This is a genomic window from Candidatus Tisiphia endosymbiont of Neophilaenus lineatus, from assembly GCF_964264975.1.
In the GTDB taxonomy this organism is placed as follows: Bacteria; Pseudomonadota; Alphaproteobacteria; order Rickettsiales; family Rickettsiaceae; genus Tisiphia.
Genome location: NZ_OZ183649.1, coordinates 810,128 through 827,688 on the forward strand (window position 1 = coordinate 810,128; position 17,561 = coordinate 827,688).

A 17,561-nucleotide genomic window follows, 5' to 3' on the forward strand; every position below is an offset into this window, starting at 1 on the left:
TATATACTAAATAGTAATTAACTTTCCTGTAATATATATAGCTTGTCGCAAAAAATAAAATTATTTTACACTTTATAAGTTGGTTAAGTAGTCTATAATCCGATTTAATTAAATTTGATTGATAAGATATAGATGAGCAAACCTAAATCCGTTTTTTTATCAGCAATTTCAGGAAATATACTAGAATATTATGATTTCACAGTATATTCAGTATTTGCATTAGTAATTGGTCACACATTTTTTCCTTCAAGCTCAAAATTTTTACAAATATTATGGACTCTCGGGGTATTTGCAGTAGGATTCATTACTAGACCAATTGGTGGTATATTTTTTGGTTATGTTGGCGATAAATATGGAAGGCGTATAGCCTTAATTATTTCCATGCTTGGTATGACTATACCAACATTTACTATGGGACTAATTCCTTCTTATCATGACATAGGAGTTTATGCACCGATAATATTAATCATAATGCGTCTTTTTCAAGGCTTATGTATTAGTGGTGAAGGAGCTGGAGCTGCCATTTTTATTCTAGAACATCATCAAAATTTACGACCAGGTTTTACTGCTGGTTTAGTACATGGCTCAAATATGGCTGGTACGTTAATAGCCACTCTTGTAGGAATTATTATTGGACAATATTTTTATCATTTTGATTTTGCTTGGCGTTTTGCATTTTTACTAGGCGGAGTTATGGGGCTTGTTGGTTTCTATTTGCGCCTTCGTGTATCAGAGACTCCAATTTTTAAAATGTTATCTGAACAAAAGAAAACTTTAGAAGTACCTTTTATCAACGTAGTTAAGACAGCTTGGAAAGCGATGTTTTTAACCTTTTGTACAGGTGCAGTTGCTAGTAGCGTCGTCTATTTAGTAAAAACCTACATTAATTTGTATTACCAGGATGTTATGCATTTTGATAATACAACTTCCCTTATTTATTCATTATATGCAAATTTTATAGCGATGGTATCTATGCCATTATTTGGTGGATTAACTGATATTATTGGAAAATTTAAGACTTTAGCTTTAGTAAGCCTAGCGATCTTGATATTAGCTTTACCTATTTTGTTATCTATGTCATTACCGTTCATGTGGCAACAAATTCTAGCACTAACTATCTTAGGTATTCTTAGTGGGGCAATAGCTGGGGCAGCCTATAGCTTTATTATATCTTTATTTACTCCTGAACAAAAATTTTCAGGGGTATCCTTTAGTTATAATTTGGGCATTGCTATATTTGGTGGTACTTCTCCTCTTATTTCTCGTTGGCTTGTTGAAAAAACAGGCTTGTTTTATGCCCCTGCCTTTTATATTATGACTATTTCTAGTATATTTTTAGTTATCATTTATTTTATGAGAAATGAAATAAGACGTTTACTTAGCAGGAATTCTTTCAAAACTAGAAAGAGAGATAATAAGTTGTTTTAACATTCCCACTATAGTGATAGTATAAATTATTATGATTAGCAACAAAGAGAAAGTAGTAACATGGTTTGCAAATTTACATGATCAAGTATGTACTGAATTCGAGAAAATTGAGCTTGAATATAGTAAGGGGCAAGGTTTAGCTGCTGCGAGATTCATACGAACACCATGGGACAGAAAAAACGGCGGTGGTGGCATAATGTCTGTAATGCGTGGTAACTTATTCGAGAAAGTTGGGGTGAATATTTCTACAGTTTTTGGAGAATTATCTCCAAAGTTTAGTAAAAATATACCAGGTACGGAAAATAGTAGGCAATTCTTTGCTACTGGTATTTCTATCGTGGCTCATCTTACTTCTCCATTGGTACCAGCGGTACATTTCAACACCCGCTATATTGAAACTGCTAATCATTGGTTTGGCGGTGGTGGAGACCTAACGCCATTTTACCCTAATGAAAATGAGACGACAAAATTTCATAATGCTTTTAAACATGCTTGTGATAAACATGATCCAAATTATTATCCTAAATTTACAAAACAATGTGATGAGTATTTTTACTTAAAACATAGAAATGAGCCAAGGGGAGTAGGCGGTATATTTTATGATTATTTAAATACTGGAAATTTTAATAATGATTTTTCTTTTACTAAGGACGTAGGACAAACATTTGTAACAGTATATCCTGAAATTGTTAGAACAAAGATGCTACTGCCTTGGACTAATGAACAAAAGGATTATCAATTAGTGCGTCGTGGTAGATATGTTGAATTTAACTTATTATATGATCGTGGGACAATGTTTGGCTTAATGACAGATGGCAACGTTGAAGCAATATTAATGTCTCTACCCCCAGAAGTACGTTGGTAACCTTTATAATAAATATCAAATGTGTGCAAAAGGTAAAAAGCACTATTATAGAACCTTTTTCACTCATTATTCAATCCTTAGACTCTCAAGCAATTGGTGCATTCGATTGGATTCGAACCAACGACCTCTGCCTTCGGAGGGCAACGCTCTATCCAGCTGAGCTACGAATGCTTAATTTATTGCTGCTTCTCAAACATGAAAATATAATAGATATTTTTCGCTAATAGCAACTACTGATCGTGACTTTTAAATTACCCTATGGCTTTATCTGAGAGAAGAATTTTTAACCTCACAAATATGGGGCGAATGACGGGACTTGAACCCGCGACCCTCAGATCCACAATCTGATGCTCTAACCAACTGAGCTACATCCGCCATGTAACCTGCGTTAAAGTAAATTATTATCACCCATAAGTCAAGTATATTCAAACCAAGTTACCATGACTTAATACTTTTATTCTTAGAATTTTTGCTGTCATAATTATATGATATTATTTTACTAATTCATCTAACTTACCTTCTTCTTCAAGTTTATGAAGAGCATCACATCCACCAATATGCTTATCATTAATAAATATTTGTGGTAATGTACGTTGTCCATTAGCTTTAGCTTGCAACTCTAATCTTTGCTTATCATTATAATTATCTACGATTATTTCTTGATAAGGTATATTTTTTTGATCAAGTAGCTTTTTGACCTTAGTGCAATAGGGACAATATGTTAATGTATAAATGATGACCGTATAAAAAAGAATGCTTTTCATAAGAGTTACCCTATTTAATTGGTTATAAAACTATTATCCACATATAATAAACTTTTAGCAAGTTACAAGTTAATGATAAATAAGTTTTCAATAGTATCTAAATATAGTCCAGCTGGCGATCAGCCAAAAGCAATTAATGAAATCGTTAAAGGTCTTGAATCTAGAATGCGTTCACAAATACTCTTTGGTATTACTGGTTCTGGTAAGACCTTTACTATGGCAAATATTATTGAGAGAACCGGTCGACCATCGCTTATTATGGTACATAATAAGACATTAGCTGCACAAATTTATTCAGAAATGAAGGCAATTTTTCCCAATAATGCCGTTGAATATTTTGTATCATATTATGATTATTTCCAACCTGAAGCATATATTGCAAAAACCGATACTTATATAGAAAAAGATTCTTCGATAAATGAACAAATAGATTTATTAAGACACTCTGCTACTAGGTCACTGCTGGAACGTCGGGATGTAATTGTTGTATCCTCAGTTTCTTGTATTTATGGTCTTGGTTCACCAAATCTTTATTATCAGATGACAATAAGCCTTAAGTCTGAGGAAATTTATGCTAGAGAAAAATTGCTTAATGACCTGGTAAGTTTACAATATAAGCGTAATGATGTGGGGTTTGAGCGTGGTACGTTTAGGGTAAAAGGTGATAATATTGATATATTTCCAGTACATTATAACGATAAAGCTTGGCGATTGTCATTTTTTGGCAATGAACTTGAAGATATAAGCGAATTTGATCCGCTTACAGGTGAAAAATTAGCTAAATTGGATCAAGCTGTGATTTATGCTAAGTCCCACTTTGTAACACCTAAAGAAGTAGTACAAAATGCTATATCGCAAATTGAAGAGGAATTACAACGACGCTTAGAATTTCTTAAAGCACATGATAAATTAGTAGAGGCTCAAAGATTAAATCAACGTACCCAATATGATATGGAAATGATGATAGAAACTGGAAGTTGCAAAGGCATTGAGAATTACTCTCGATTCCTAACTGGTAAAGCAAATGGGCAACCCCCACCAACCTTATTTGAATATTTGCCTAAAGATGCTTTACTATTTGTCGATGAAAGTCACGTATCTGTCCCGCAAATTAGAGCAATGTATAATGGTGATAGGGCAAGAAAAGAAGTATTAGTGGAACACGGGTTTCGCCTTCCATCAGCCTTAGATAACAGACCATTAAAATTTGAAGAATGGCAAGATTTTAGACCTCAAACGGTTTTTGTTTCGGCTACACCGGGGTCTTTCGAATTGGAAGAAACAGCAGGAGTTACGGTTGAGCAAATTATTAGACCAACAGGGCTACTTGACCCAGAATGTATTATAAAACCAGCAACCAACCAAGTTGAAGATTTGCTAAACGAAATTCAATCTACGATAAATGCAGGATTTCGTGTTTTAGTGACAACATTAACTAAAAAAATGTCAGAAGATTTAACAAATTATCTACAAGAATTAGGGTATAAAGTATCATATTTGCACTCTAATGTTCATACTCTTGAACGTATGGAAATCATAAGAGATTTACGCCAAGGTACTATAGATATTATTGTTGGTATTAATTTATTGCGAGAAGGTTTAGATATTCCAGAATGTGGACTTGTTGCGATACTTGATGCTGATAAAGAAGGTTTTTTGCGTTCTGAAGTCTCATTAATTCAAACTATCGGCAGGGCTGCAAGGAATAGTCAAGGAAGAGTAATACTCTACGCAGATCGCAACACCAAGTCTATTGATAAGGCTGTAGGTGAGACATATAGAAGAAGAAAAATTCAGGAGGAATATAATAGGCAACATGGTATAGTACCGCAGACAATTAATCACCATATCCATGCACTAATCGAATTAGAAAAATTGGATAGTAAGTTAGAGAATAAAAAACAAACTCATATATTATTGGACAATCCAATGAAATTGAAAGCTCATATCGATAGATTAAAGAAGGAAATGTATGAAAAGGCTAGTAATTTAGAATTTGAACAGGCGACAAAAATACGAGATCAAATTAATGTACTAGAAGAAGTAGCCTTAGAGCTAACTTAATTTAAAGTACTTTCTGTTCCAATTAACCATTAGTTTGGGATAAGAATAAGCCTTTTAAAGAATGAGTAATACCAATTGCAATAATTAACGCAGTGGTCTAAGATGGGTTTTGAACTGATAAAAGGTACTCAAATGGCTAGGTTAATATTACCACAAGGTTTTCATGGTCATGATTTTATAAAAATGATGAAACATGAGCCGCATGGTCGAAATCGTATACGTTTATTGGCGATGTATCACCTTCAATTAGGCAAATCTTTTAAAGCCATATCTGAAATAGTGAAGTCACACTGGAAAACTGTGCAATCATCGCTCAGAAGATTTAGGAATCATGGTTTTGAAGGATTATTTGAATCACAAAGAAGCGGTGCCCCTAGGAAGATTAACACTATACAAGAATCTGCTCTTTTTGATAAAATCAATACGCTCAGTAAAAGTAAAACTGGTGGGTATATAACTGGAAAAGAGCTACATATCATGTTACTTGAGGAATATGGTGCTAAATGTGCTTTAAAAACAGTCTACAATACTATGCACCGCCTTGGTTTTAGCTGGATTACTTCTCGTTCAATGCATCCAAAATCAAATCAAGAGACTCAAAATAGATATAAAAAAACTTTCCAGACATGTTAACAAAATTATTAGCAAAAAATATCGATAGATGTAAAGTTGATATATGGTCTCAGGATGAAACTAGAGTTGGGCAACAAGGTAGCTTAACTCGTATATGGGCTAAGCGTGGCACTAGACCCCGTAAAGTTCGGCAACAGCAATTTATTTCAACATATATTTACGGAGCTGCTTGCCATGAGACAGGAGAAGCTTGTGCATTAATTTTACCATATGCAAACACACAGGCAATGAATAAATTCTTAGAAGAGCTTTCTCGCAGTATTCAAGGCAACCGACATATAGCTTTACTAACGGATAATGCAGGTTGGCACACAGCCAAAAAACTAACTGTGCCAAGCAATATCACTTTGATACCGCTTCCGCCCTATACACCGGAACTTAATGCAATGGAACAAGTTTGGGAATGGATTAAAAATCATTTCTTGTCTAACCAATGTTATGGTGTATATGAAGATATCGTTACTACGGCTTGTTACGCTTGGAATCAACTTGCTCATAATGTAGATTTAGTAAAATCAATTATGTATAGAGATTGGATAAATACACCGTGTTCATTATTGCAATTGGTATAACATCCGGTTTATCATCAGATGAGCATGGTAATGGTGTCATACTAATAAAAGTATCTATGCCACAAGTAAGCCAAGAATCCTTACTTAAATACTGTATTGCTCTTGCGATAGATGTTTTACCAGAGAGCCACATCCATTTAAAAATATAATCTTACTCATATGTACAGCTCCTCCAAGGTGGAACAACCAAAGAAACAGGTAAGTTTTTTACAGTAATAGCTGTATTTTGCGATACATGATAATCGTCCACTCTAATTAAAGCTATTGCACTATTCTTATAGCTTGAACATACTACTCCAATTTTTGTATTATTTGCCATAATTTCATCATCTTTTGAGATATCTAAACTGTCTGTAGTAGCAGATATACTCTCCTTCCCCTTCGAATTGGAACGTAAAGCAAGGGGTGAGTGAGCGGAGCGTACATCTAGTACGTGAGCACGCGCATCCCCCACAGTTTTACGAAGCCAATTCGAAGGGGAAGGAGAGTATAATTTAAATATTTTTTTCCTTACTACTCCTTGGTATTTTGTTCTTGAAATAACTTCCTGTCCAATATAGCAACCCTTAGTGTAACTTACAGCGTTTAATTCCTCACAGCCATATTCGACAGGAATGGATCTGTTGAAAATTAGATCCTCATACCCATCAACTATGGATAAATTATATTTATCTTGCAGGTATAGTCCTGCTGTTCCTGTAGTTATTGGTACATCTTTACTAACAATGGAACGAAAACCGAGTTGATCATAACGAGGGTCTTTGTATCCATTAAATTCCAGCTGTTGTTTTGAGTAAATAACCTGATAGATGTTAGTTAAGTCGTTCACTTCAATTTTAGCACGTAATTTATACTGCACTAAGTGATTTTTAAATAAATCAGACTGATTAACATTTATATCAATAAAAAGTCTTGTTGCTGATAGTTTTAATACAAAAAAATCACATAAATACCTTCCTTGATTATTTAGAGCATAACTGTAACAATAATCATTATTTTTTATATCATTAGTTGTCAAATTATGCAAAAAATTCATCGCATCATCACCCACAACTTCAATAATTGCTCTATTTGTTAATATTTCATGCATAATTACCAACTATGATATTTTAATTGACTTTAATAAGTTTTATAATACTATATTATACCGATGCAATAGTTGTTTGCTATAAATTATTTATTATATGAGATGTGCTTCCTACTGTACGACTTCTGAATATAAGATGAATGACTTAGTAATAAATCTCAATAAGATTGGTCTTGAACCTAAACACTTTGATGATGTACTATATATTCAAAAAGAACAAGTAAAAAACTTAGACCCTATAGATGTTTTCTTTTTCCCATTTGGCTGTGTTACTATATGGGGAGCTGCAGAAAGCCAAGAGAAAATGATTCTAGACGATATAGTAGCTCTGCAAGCTAATCAAACTGACGAGATAATGTCTGACTTTATTTATTTTGATTATGATAAAACTACAGGTAAAACCTTTATAGATGAAGAAAAAAACCAAATCATTCTAGCAGATAAATCAACTTTTATAAAATTATCTATATCGCATGCTTTAGCTCAGTCAGTTAAACTTAGTGTACTAGAAAAATCAGTAAGTAATTTAATTGTAAAAACAACGCCAATTCAACAAGAACTAGCCAGCACTGGCAGTGTATCACTTTCAAAAAAGGAAATATCTCAACAAATTGGCATATTATTTAACGAACGATATTCCATTAATTTACACAGCGATATACTAGATACTCCTGAATTTTTTTGGCGTCGTCCTAATTATGAACCTTTATACTTAATGACTGCAGAGTTTCAAGATATTCAAATTCGTCAGAATATTCTTAACCATCGACTGAACATGATCCATGAACTCTATAACATTTTGTCAAATGACTTAAACTATAAACACTCAACTAGACTTGAATGGATCATTATAATATTAATTACCATAGAAGTAGTACTATCCCTTATTCATGATAAACTCTTTTTCAAAATAATTGGTTATCTTCTGAATAAAATTTAATTGACTCTACTTACATTAGACCATATGACTTTACATATGGATTCTCAGTTTTAGTATAAGTAAATCTTATTGGCACACCGGGTAAATTAAAAGCTTCCCGCAAGTTGTTTACAAGGTATCTAGTATAACTATCCGTGATTTTCTCAGGATTATTAGAGAATAATTTAAAAGTTGGTGGGCGAGTTTTTATTTGGGTCATATATTTAATTCTAACACGTCTACCACCTTTTTGTAAGGGCAGCGGATGTTGCTCGAGTGCAAAACCTAACCAATTATTCAGTTTACTAGTAGCAATTTTTTTATTCCATAAAGTATAAACTTTTATAGCCTCATCTAATACCATATTAATATTCTGCTTTTTTAAGGCTGATATGAATATTATCGATACTCCCTTAACTTGTGGTAGATTGGTTTCTATCTTATAAAAAAATTCTTCCTTAAATTTATCTCTATTTTTCCCTTCAATTAAATCCCACTTATTAACTACTATAAGCAGGCTTCTGCCTTGCTCTATAACATAACTAGCAATATTTAGATCTTGTTGCTCCAAATTCATTTGTGCATCAACCATCAGAATAACAGTATTAGCAAACTTAATACTATTAATAGTATCAGAAGCTGATAATTTTTCTAAGGACTTGTTAATAGCTCCCTTTTTTCTTAGACCAGCCGTATCAATTAATTTAAATTTATTATCATTATATAGCCAATCAATTTCTATAGATTCCCTTGTTATACCGGCTTCAGGTCCTGTTAACAATCTTTCATTATTAATAATACTATTAATAAAAGTAGATTTTCCTGCATTTGGTCTACCACTCACCACTATTTGTATATAGTCAGCCTTTATTGGGTCGATTAATTCTTCCTCTACTTCCTCATCTCCTAATTTTTCAGTTATTGCATCGTGTAAATCTGCCATACCAACACCATGTTCTGCAGAAATTGGCACTACATTATCAAAACCAAGCTTGTAGTATTCTTTAGCAAAATCAAACCGTCCTTCACATTTATTGACAATCAACACAGATTTTTTATCATATTTTCTAATAAAATTAGCAAAAAACTTATCTTCCGGTAATACACCATTTTTGCCATCCACCATAAGGCATAGCAAGTCTGCTTCTAGAATGGCTTCTACAGTCTGCTGCATCATTCTATATTCTAATTTCGCACCTTCCGCTTCTTCTAAACCAGGAGTATCAATTACCATAAAATCAAATGGTCCAATTTGAGCATCAGCATATTTTCGATCACGTGTTACCCCCGGGAGATCATGTACGATAGCCTTTTTCCTGATAGCCAAACGATTAAAGAGCGTAGACTTCCCTACATTGGGTCTACCAATAATCGCCACAATTTTTTTATGCATCACCTTTATATTATCATAATAATTCATTAGCACTAATACTCAAATACACAAATTCGGGATAAGAATTTATCAATTCTTATCCAAATTGGGGTAACTCATTTGAATATTGCAGTATTTGAGTATATTATTAACACTTAATTATATAAAATTAAAGCATAAACAGACTTCTAAAGGACAAATATTATGCATAATGGCAGTTCTAATAATCTTTATTATGCACTAGAAGGCTTTAAAACTATGCTTATTCCAATGCGAGCAAACATAGAAATTTTAGAGCAGTGGTTTAAAAATAGTAATAATCCTGTAAAAGATAGCGGCTATACTCACGTTATGTTAGCATATTTGACACTTGCTGAAAGGATGACTAGAACATACAAGAAGCCAGAATTTAACATTAATGAATGTATTATACTAATTGCAATAATGAACACGGTGTTATAAAATGGGTTTTTAACTGATAAATAGGTACTCAAATAGCTAGGTTAATATTACCGCAAGGTTTTGAAGGTCATGATTTTATAAAAATGATGAAACATGAGCCGCATGGTCGAAATCGTATACGTTTATTGGCGATGTATCACCTTCAATTAGGCAAATCTTTGAAAGCCATATCTGAAATAGTGAAGTCACACTGGAAAACCGTGCAATCATCGCTCAGAAGATTTAGGAATCATGGTTTTGAAGGATTATTTGAATCACAAAGAAGCGGTGCCCCTAGGAAGATTAACACTATACAAGAATCTGCTCTTTTTGATAAAATCAATACGCTCAGTAAAAGTAAAACTGGTGGGTATATAACTGGAAAAGAGCTACATATCATGTTAGTTGAGGAATATGGTGCTAAATGTGCTTTAAAAACAGTCTACAATACTATGCACCGCCTTGGTTTTAGCTGGATTACTTCTCGTTCAATGCATCCAAAATCAAATCAAGAGACTCAAAATAGATATAAAAAAACTTTCCAGACATGTTAACAAAATTATTACCAAAAAATATCGATAGATGTAAAGTTGATATATGGTCTCAGGATGAAACTAGAGTTGGGCAACAAGGTAGCTTAACTCGTATATGGGCTAAGCGTGGCACTAGACCCCGTAAAGTGCGGCAACAGCAATTTATTTCAACATATATTTACGGAGCTGCTTGCCATGAGACAGGAGAAGCTTGTGCATTAATTTTACCATATGCAAACACACAGGCAATGAATAAATTCTTAGAAGAGCTTTCTCGCAGTATTCAAGGCAACCGACATATAGCTTTACTAACGGATAATGCAGGTTGGCACACAGCCAAAAAACTAACTGTGCCAAGCAATATCACTTTGATACCGCTTCCGCCCTATGCACCGGAACTTAATGCAATGGAACAAGTTTGGGAATGGATTAAAAATCATTTCTTGTCTAACCAATGTTATGGTGTATATGAAGATATCGTTACTATGGCTTGTTACGCTTGGAATCAACTTGCTCATAATGTAGATTTAGTAAAATCAATTATGTATAGAGATTGGATAAATACACCGTGTTATACCAATTGCAATAATTAACGCAGTGGTCTAAGATGGGTTTTTAACTGATAAAAGGTACTCAAATGGCTAGATTAATATTACCACAAGGTTTTCATGGTCATGATTTTATAAAAATGATGAAACATGAGCCGCATGGTCGAAATCGTATACGTTTATTGGCGATGTATCACCTTCAATGAGGCAAATCTTTTAAAGCCATATCTGAAATAGTGAAGTCACACTGGAAAACTGTGCAATCATCGCTCAGAAGATTTAGGAATCATGGTTTTGAAGGATTATTTGAATCACAAAGAAGCGGTGCCCCTAGGAAGATTAACACTATACAAGAATCTGCTATTTTTGATAAAATCAATACGCTCAGTAAAAGTAAAACTGGTGGGTATATAACTGGAAAAGAGCTACATATCATGTTACTTGAGGAATATGGTGCTAAATGTGCTTTAAAAACAGTCTACAATACTATGCACCGCCTTGGTTTTAGCTGGATTACTTCTCGTTCAATGCATCCAAAATCAAATCAAGAGACTCAAAATAGATATAAGAAAACTTTCCAGACATGTTAACAACATTATTACCAAAAAATATCGATAGATGTAAAGTTGATATATGGTCTCAGGATGAAACTAGAGTTGGGCAACAAGGTAGCTTAACTCGTATATGGGCTAAGCGTGGCACTAGACCCCGTAAAGTTCGGCAACAGCAATTTATTTCAACATATATTTACGGAGCTGCTTGCCATGAGACAGGAGAAGCTTGTGCATTAATTTTACCATATGCAAACACACAGGCAATGAATAAATTCTTAGAAGAGCTTTCTCGCAGTATTCAAGGCAACCGACATATAGCTTTACTAACGGATAATGCAGGTTGGCACACAGCCAAAAAACTAACTGTGCCAAGCAATATCACTTTGATACCGCTTCCGCCCTATGCACCGGAACTTAATGCAATGGAACAAGTTTGGGAATGGATTAAAAATCATTTCTTGTCTAACCAATGTTATGGTGTATATGAAGATATCGTTACTATGGCTTGTTACGCTTGGAATCAACTTGCTCATTGTAGATTTAGTACAATCAATTATGTATAGAGATTGGATAAATACACCGTGTTCATTATTGCAATTGGTATTAATTATTACAATTGGTATAACATGATATGTAGCTCTTTTCCAGTTATATACCCACCAGTTTTACTTTTACTGAGCGTATTGATTTTATCAAAAAGAGCAGATTCTTGTATAGTGTTAATCTTCCTAGGGGCACCGCTTCTTTGTGATTCAAATAATCCTTCAAAACCATGATTCCTAAATCTTCTGAGCGATGATTGCACGGTTTTCCAGTGTGACTTCACTATTTCAGATATGGCTTTAAAAGATTTGCCTAATTGAAGGTGATACATCGCCAATAAACGTATACGATTTCGACCATGCGGCTCATGTTTCATCATTTTTATAAAATCATGACCTTCAAAACCTTGCGGTAATATTAACCTAGCTATTTGAGTACCTATTTATCAGTTAAAAACCTATTTTATAACACCGTGTTAATTATTGCAATTAGTATGAGACAGTTCTGCATCTGATTGTTTCGATAATTTCACTGAATTTGGGATAAGAATTGACAAATTCTTATCCCAAATTCACGTTACTTAAGGATATTATTTTGATAAAATTACTTGCTCTTATAGAGATAAAGTGAGAACATAGATGTGTAATAAAGAATAATAAATTAATAATTATAAAAAAGTTAATGGGAGAAATATCATGAGGGTACTGTTAGTAGAAGATAATAGTGATATAGCTAGTTCTATTGAATTAACGTTAGCTTCAGAAGGAATTATTTGTGAGGTGGTGGAGTTTGGTACAGAAGGAATAGAAATAGCTAAAATTTATAATTATGATTTAATTATTTTAGACCTGATGCTGCCAGATATTAGTGGGTTCGAAGTCCTACTGAGATTACGTTCTGCTAAAGTAAAAACACCTATACTGATTTTATCAGGTATTACTACAGTTGATCAAAAAATTAAAGGACTTACGTGTGGGGCAGATGATTATATCACAAAACCATTTAACCTCGAAGAGTTAATTGCTCGTATTTATGCAATTGTTCGTCGTTCTAAAGGACATTCTGAGTTAGTTGTTAGGTTTGACAAGGTAAGTATTCATCTTGATACTAGAATTGTAGAAGTTGATGGAACAAGGGTTCATTTAACGAATAAGGAATATGCTATTTTAGAATTATTAGTCTTACGTAGGGGAACAGTACTGAATAAGGAGATGTTCTTAGACCATCTTTATAGTAGTGTTGATGAGCCGGAAATTAAAATTATAGACGTATTTGTATGCAAATTACGTAAGAAATTAGCTGATGCTGCTGGTGGTACAAATTATATTGATACAGTATGGGGGCGTGGCTATATGTTGAAAGAATATGATGAACAAGAATCACTATTGCATCATTTTCAAGGAGAAGTTATTGAACCTTCTCTAGAATCAGAGGTAGAAGATAACAAAGAGTCGTGATATAAAATAAAGGATTATGATTTTGATTCTATCGTCTATCAACTCTTCATTTACGAGCAGTATAACAGAAGCTTATTTTAATATAGAGAGAGAATTATGATACCTAGCAAGATAGAATTAACTGGTAAAGTCTATATTAAATATGTTGATCCTATACCAGTCCCAAATGTTGGGGATGTTAAGCTTTTATTAAATGATGATGCATTGAGTCTTAACAAAGGAGATTATGATAACTTAAAGTCAAGTGGTTATATTAAAGCAAAAATTTTTGATGGACTTGTTTGGCAAAATATTAATATAAGTGAGTTATGTCTTGAAAAAAAACATAAATTTACTAAAAAACAAAAATCTATTGACTCAGCCTTACTGTGCCGAAGTATAATTGAAAAACATCGGGGAGTCACGTTGCACCGAACTTATAGAGGACATTTTACTACTCAAGAATAGACTTTGTAAACAGAGGACTAATACTAATTGTAATAATTAACACGGTGTTATAAAATGGGTTTTTAACTGATAAATAGGTACTCAAATGGCACCGTCAAGTTAAGAGAAATGTAAATTAAGTATTGAGCAAATGTAGGGAATAATTTATAGATTATCAGTGACAATTGTTACCTAAATTTCAGTGCTATGTGTATTATTCAATCCCCAAAGAGACATCGTTTTCCAGTAAGCATTATTAGCCATGCAGTATGGTTATATCATCGATTCAATAATAGTTACAGAGATGTACAAGAACAGATGGCCTATCGAGGTATTATTTTAAGTCATGAGACAGTAAGATTTTGGTGCAATAAATTTGCGGTTTATTTTCAAGATGTTATCAGAAAGCGCGAGAGGAAACCAACTGATAAATGGCATTTAGATGAGATGAATATTAAGATTAAAGGCGAGGTATTGATATTATGGAGAGCTGTTGACTCTGAGGGGCATGAATTAGAAGTATTACTGCAGAAGCGTCGTAACAAAAAATCAGCTATTCGTTTTTTATCAAAATTATTGGGTCATTATCCAGCTCCAAGAGTAATTGTTACTGATAAGCTCAGAAGTTACATTAAGCCGATTAAGCTTATGTGCCCTAAAACTGAGCATCGCACTCATAAAAGACTAAATAATCGTGTTGAGAATGCTCATCAACCAACTAGGCGCAACGAGAAGATATTAATTAAATTTAAGCATCCTAATTCAGCCCACTGTAAATTATCACTGATGGGAAAAGTCAGAAATATATTTGCCGTAAATGTTGGAAGATATAGTAAAACAGCAATTGAGCAAAGAATTGCATTTGCATCAGCTAAATCCATTTGGGACGAAGCCACTCAAAGACTTCTTGCTGCCTGAAATCTAAAAATATAGCTCTTTTTGATACTATTTTACTTAACTTGACGGTGCCAAATGATATCCTCCACTAAGTCATTTTTTATCATTTGGTATTAATTTTTGAATTTCTTTTTCTACCAATTGTTTTACTAATAAAGGCAAGTTTGTATTTAACCATTGACTCAATTGTGGTCGTAACATTTCAATAATTATATCCTCTAATGTTTTGACCGTAGGGTTCGAAGCATTTGCACTAATCTCCTGAGCTGTTTTAGAGAAATGCTGAAAAATCTTAGTAGTTTCTGCTGCAGATTTATCGGATGCCAAGGATGTCTGCAATAGTTCCTCTTCTAGTTCACTATGCCTATTATTTTCTAACTTATTTGCCTCATCCTCTACTATATTTGTCAATTCTAGTATTTCATCATCGTTAGATTGGCTATTACTATAGTTAATTGAGGAGAAGTTGGTAGAGTCATCTTTATATGTAGGCGGTGTCGCTCCATCGCTCCTATTACCCAATCCTCCTGCATTGATTGTAGCACGACTATCAATCATTCCTTTAATTGATTTCAATATCTCTTCAACTGACATATCTTGGTTTTTTTTATGATCTTTACTCATTAAAAACCTATAATAAGTTTCTTTTTAAGTCCTTTAAACTCATCTTCAGGAGTAAAATATTTAACTTTCAATTTTAAGCTTTTTGCTGTCAATTCCCCAATTAAAGATTTCATTTGGTAAGCTGCTAAAATAGACTCTCTCTGTGCATCAACTTTTGACACCCTAGCACTATGTAATTTTTCTTCAGCAGTTAAAACGTCTAAGATTGTTTTAGAACCAACAATTTCTTCCTGTATTGTGCCATAATAAGCTATTTGAGCGGCTTCTACACCTTGTGATGTGGCAATAATTTTAGACTTTGCTGCTTCAAATCCTTCCCAACTACCAATAGCACTTGCTCGAATTTGTTTTATTGTATCATCAAGTTGAATAGCTGTGCTCCTAGTACTATTTTTAGCTTTCCTAATTCTTGAATATTCGCTACCTCCGTGAGAATAAATAGGTATATTAATTGATAATCTAGATGTAGTACTTCTATTGTTGGTATTATATGGACTTTCTGGAGTGTAATAGGTTTTACCAGATTGAACTTTAAAGCTTACCTTGGGTAAAAGTTCAGCTTTTGCTGCCAGTTCACTAGCTTTATGACTTTTAACACTATGTCTTGTACTATCTATGTTAGGATTAACATTTATCGCTCTTTGCATTAAATCCTCTAATGAAGTAGGTAAGTTATCAGGTATAGGAGGCATATCAATATCATTCGCTTCTATACCGAACATTCGAATGAAGCTTGCTTTTGTTGCTTGATAATTAGCATATGCAGTTAACTTCTCAGTTTCAGCTTTTGCAAGACCAGCCTTGGCACTAGCTAAATCTATTGATGTTGCCTCACCTAATTTTAGTTTTTCTTCAATGGTTTCTAATTGCTTTTTGTTAGCTTTTACACTAGTTTCAGAAATCTCATATTTTTCTTTTGTTTCATAACAATCGAGATAAGTTTTTATTAGGTTAAGAAGAATTTTTTGTTCTTCTGCATAATATTTAGCACGTGATGCCCTAAAAGCTGATTGGGCGGCTTCCAAATTTGCAACACTACTCCCACCACTGAATAGAGGCAGCTCTATTACTAAAGCTCCCTGTTGTGATTTCAGCTCTTTTTTATTAGAAGGAGCATATTGACTATTTGGTTTATTCGTATTAATAGCAGAATCAATATTATAAGACGCACTGGGCATAAAACCTGAAAAAGCTGCAGGGAACTGTTCAATTTCATTTAAAAAAGTCTGCCTATTGATTTGTAACTCACCATTATTATTATACGCACTAGTTAGAGCATCAGATAAGTTAACAGCATAAACTGAATAGTTTAATAAAATGATAACGGTGAAGTATATGAATTTATGCATAATTGGTTTTCTAAAAATATGTTTATGTTAAAAAATTTTGCTAGCTTATGCAAGAAGTTAAAGGTATTCTTGATCTAAAACTTGATTTGTTGTGATAAAGCTAGCACGTATAGCTCAAAATATTTAATCAGATCAAATCAAGTAGCCACAATTTGGGATAAGAATTAGTTAATTCTTATCCCAAATTCGCGTAAGTAGCTATAACATATCAAAAACTAACTGTCAGAGCAATATAACAGTTTTAAAGTGTAGTTTTTATTTGTATTATTTGAGTAATAATTTAAAAATTTTAATATAATTCAATTATCTATTATGCCTAATATATACTCTTTCCTTTCAAAAGTCGCTTTACCCGCTATCTTATCAAATGCTTCTATTGCTAGTGCTATAGAACAGTTAAAGTTTGATTCTATGAAAACACCCAAAACGTTTCCTAGGAACTTAAGAGCTATTAAAAAAAGAGTTGACTATATATATAATACCAA

At 33.3% G+C, this 17,561-nt stretch carries 21 protein-coding genes and 2 tRNA genes; 14 read left to right on the forward strand and 9 right to left on the reverse strand.

What is annotated here, in order from left to right:
• The first annotated feature begins 132 nt into the window (after nt 1-132).
• Together ACFE3K_RS04825 and hemF are read left to right on the forward strand one after the other, a co-directional pair.
• The gene (locus ACFE3K_RS04825) at nt 133-1,428 is read left to right on the forward strand and encodes an MFS transporter (RefSeq protein WP_375358473.1); all 1,296 of its coding nucleotides are present in this window, start codon (nt 133-135) and stop codon (nt 1,426-1,428) included.
• A 28-nt stretch (nt 1,429-1,456) separates the two neighbouring features.
• Nucleotides 1,457-2,293, forward strand: a complete 837-nt coding sequence (gene hemF, locus ACFE3K_RS04830) for an oxygen-dependent coproporphyrinogen oxidase (protein WP_375359487.1) — start codon at nt 1,457-1,459, stop codon at nt 2,291-2,293.
• 94 nt (nt 2,294-2,387) lie between these two features.
• Here the strand turns inward: hemF and ACFE3K_RS04835 are convergent.
• From ACFE3K_RS04835 to grxC, 3 genes are all read right to left on the reverse strand, one after another.
• Nucleotides 2,388-2,464: transfer RNA gene (locus ACFE3K_RS04835), tRNA-Arg, on the reverse strand.
• A 127-nt stretch (nt 2,465-2,591) separates the two neighbouring features.
• A tRNA-His gene (locus tag ACFE3K_RS04840) sits at nt 2,592-2,668 on the reverse strand.
• A gap of 116 nt (nt 2,669-2,784) precedes the next feature.
• Entirely contained in the window at nt 2,785-3,057 is a 273-nt protein-coding gene (gene grxC / locus ACFE3K_RS04845; protein WP_375358474.1) for a glutaredoxin 3, read from the reverse strand.
• 75 nt (nt 3,058-3,132) lie between these two features.
• On the opposite strand from grxC, the gene uvrB reads away from it, so the two are divergent.
• The 3 genes from uvrB to ACFE3K_RS04860 all read left to right on the forward strand — a co-directional run bounded on the left by uvrB (nt 3,133) and on the right by ACFE3K_RS04860 (nt 6,326).
• The gene (gene uvrB / locus ACFE3K_RS04850) at nt 3,133-5,121 is read left to right on the forward strand and encodes an excinuclease ABC subunit UvrB (protein ID WP_375359488.1); all 1,989 of its coding nucleotides are present in this window, start codon (nt 3,133-3,135) and stop codon (nt 5,119-5,121) included.
• Nucleotides 5,122-5,253: 132 nt separating this feature from the next.
• Complete coding sequence (locus tag ACFE3K_RS04855) at nt 5,254-5,754, forward strand: helix-turn-helix domain-containing protein (RefSeq protein ID WP_375358475.1); 501 nt, start codon at nt 5,254-5,256, stop codon at nt 5,752-5,754.
• Entirely contained in the window at nt 5,748-6,326 is a 579-nt protein-coding gene (locus tag ACFE3K_RS04860) for an IS630 family transposase (protein WP_375358476.1), read from the forward strand. The genes ACFE3K_RS04855 and ACFE3K_RS04860 overlap by 7 nt, the downstream gene beginning before the upstream one ends.
• On the opposite strand, the gene ACFE3K_RS04865 is transcribed toward ACFE3K_RS04860, so the two are convergent.
• On the reverse strand, nt 6,274-6,459 hold the full coding sequence (locus tag ACFE3K_RS04865) for a phosphotransferase-like protein (protein WP_375358477.1): 186 nt from the start codon (nt 6,457-6,459) through the stop codon (nt 6,274-6,276). The genes ACFE3K_RS04860 and ACFE3K_RS04865 overlap by 53 nt on opposite strands.
• Nucleotides 6,460-6,477: 18 nt before the next feature.
• A complete protein-coding gene (locus ACFE3K_RS04870; RefSeq protein ID WP_375358478.1) occupies nt 6,478-7,416 on the reverse strand; it encodes a YgfZ/GcvT domain-containing protein in 939 nt (312 codons plus the stop codon).
• Nucleotides 7,417-7,549: 133 nt separating this feature from the next.
• Between ACFE3K_RS04870 and ACFE3K_RS04875 the strand changes: the two genes are divergently transcribed.
• Complete coding sequence (locus tag ACFE3K_RS04875; protein WP_375358479.1) at nt 7,550-8,353, forward strand: RMD1 family protein; 804 nt, start codon at nt 7,550-7,552, stop codon at nt 8,351-8,353.
• A 10-nt stretch (nt 8,354-8,363) separates the two neighbouring features.
• On the opposite strand, the gene der is transcribed toward ACFE3K_RS04875, so the two are convergent.
• Nucleotides 8,364-9,725 (reverse strand): ribosome biogenesis GTPase Der, encoded by a 1,362-nt coding sequence (gene der, locus ACFE3K_RS04880; protein ID WP_375359489.1) that lies wholly within the window; start codon nt 9,723-9,725, stop codon nt 8,364-8,366.
• 183 nt (nt 9,726-9,908) lie between these two features.
• Between der and ACFE3K_RS04885 the strand changes: the two genes are divergently transcribed.
• The 5 genes from ACFE3K_RS04885 to ACFE3K_RS04905 all read left to right on the forward strand — a co-directional run bounded on the left by ACFE3K_RS04885 (nt 9,909) and on the right by ACFE3K_RS04905 (nt 12,343).
• On the forward strand, nt 9,909-10,166 hold the full coding sequence (locus tag ACFE3K_RS04885) for a hypothetical protein (protein ID WP_375358481.1): 258 nt from the start codon (nt 9,909-9,911) through the stop codon (nt 10,164-10,166).
• An 83-nt stretch (nt 10,167-10,249) separates the two neighbouring features.
• On the forward strand, nt 10,250-10,699 hold the full coding sequence (locus ACFE3K_RS04890) for a helix-turn-helix domain-containing protein (RefSeq protein ID WP_375358482.1): 450 nt from the start codon (nt 10,250-10,252) through the stop codon (nt 10,697-10,699).
• Nucleotides 10,693-11,271: an IS630 family transposase gene (locus ACFE3K_RS04895; RefSeq protein WP_375358483.1), complete on the forward strand. Its 579-nt coding sequence runs from the start codon at nt 10,693-10,695 to the stop codon at nt 11,269-11,271. Before ACFE3K_RS04890 ends, ACFE3K_RS04895 begins: the two co-directional genes overlap by 7 nt.
• A gap of 191 nt (nt 11,272-11,462) precedes the next feature.
• Nucleotides 11,463-11,816 carry a helix-turn-helix domain-containing protein gene (locus tag ACFE3K_RS04900; RefSeq protein WP_375358484.1) on the forward strand — a complete coding sequence of 118 codons (354 nt, stop codon included), beginning with the start codon at nt 11,463-11,465 and terminating at the stop codon, nt 11,814-11,816.
• Entirely contained in the window at nt 11,810-12,343 is a 534-nt protein-coding gene (locus ACFE3K_RS04905) for an IS630 family transposase (RefSeq protein ID WP_375358485.1), read from the forward strand. Before ACFE3K_RS04900 ends, ACFE3K_RS04905 begins: the two co-directional genes overlap by 7 nt.
• A gap of 47 nt (nt 12,344-12,390) precedes the next feature.
• On the opposite strand, the gene ACFE3K_RS04910 is transcribed toward ACFE3K_RS04905, so the two are convergent.
• Entirely contained in the window at nt 12,391-12,702 is a 312-nt protein-coding gene (locus ACFE3K_RS04910) for a helix-turn-helix domain-containing protein (protein WP_375358486.1), read from the reverse strand.
• A gap of 316 nt (nt 12,703-13,018) precedes the next feature.
• Between ACFE3K_RS04910 and ctrA the strand changes: the two genes are divergently transcribed.
• The 3 genes from ctrA (at nt 13,019) to ACFE3K_RS04925 (ending at nt 15,124) form a co-directional block, all read left to right on the forward strand.
• Nucleotides 13,019-13,780, forward strand: a complete 762-nt coding sequence (gene ctrA / locus ACFE3K_RS04915) for a response regulator transcription factor CtrA (RefSeq protein WP_375358487.1) — start codon at nt 13,019-13,021, stop codon at nt 13,778-13,780.
• Between the two features lie 96 nt (nt 13,781-13,876).
• Complete coding sequence (locus tag ACFE3K_RS04920; protein WP_375358488.1) at nt 13,877-14,227, forward strand: hypothetical protein; 351 nt, start codon at nt 13,877-13,879, stop codon at nt 14,225-14,227.
• 186 nt (nt 14,228-14,413) lie between these two features.
• Entirely contained in the window at nt 14,414-15,124 is a 711-nt protein-coding gene (locus ACFE3K_RS04925; RefSeq protein ID WP_375358489.1) for an IS6 family transposase, read from the forward strand.
• A gap of 72 nt (nt 15,125-15,196) precedes the next feature.
• Here ACFE3K_RS04925 and ACFE3K_RS04930 read toward each other — a convergent pair whose 3' ends face one another.
• Both ACFE3K_RS04930 and ACFE3K_RS04935 read right to left on the reverse strand, forming a co-directional pair.
• Nucleotides 15,197-15,727 (reverse strand): DUF2497 domain-containing protein, encoded by a 531-nt coding sequence (locus ACFE3K_RS04930; RefSeq protein WP_375358490.1) that lies wholly within the window; start codon nt 15,725-15,727, stop codon nt 15,197-15,199.
• Nucleotides 15,727-17,076, reverse strand: coding sequence for a TolC family protein (locus ACFE3K_RS04935; RefSeq protein WP_375358491.1), 1,350 nt, complete (start codon nt 17,074-17,076; stop codon nt 15,727-15,729). The genes ACFE3K_RS04930 and ACFE3K_RS04935 overlap by 1 nt, the downstream gene beginning before the upstream one ends.
• Nucleotides 17,077-17,561 lie beyond the last annotated feature (485 nt).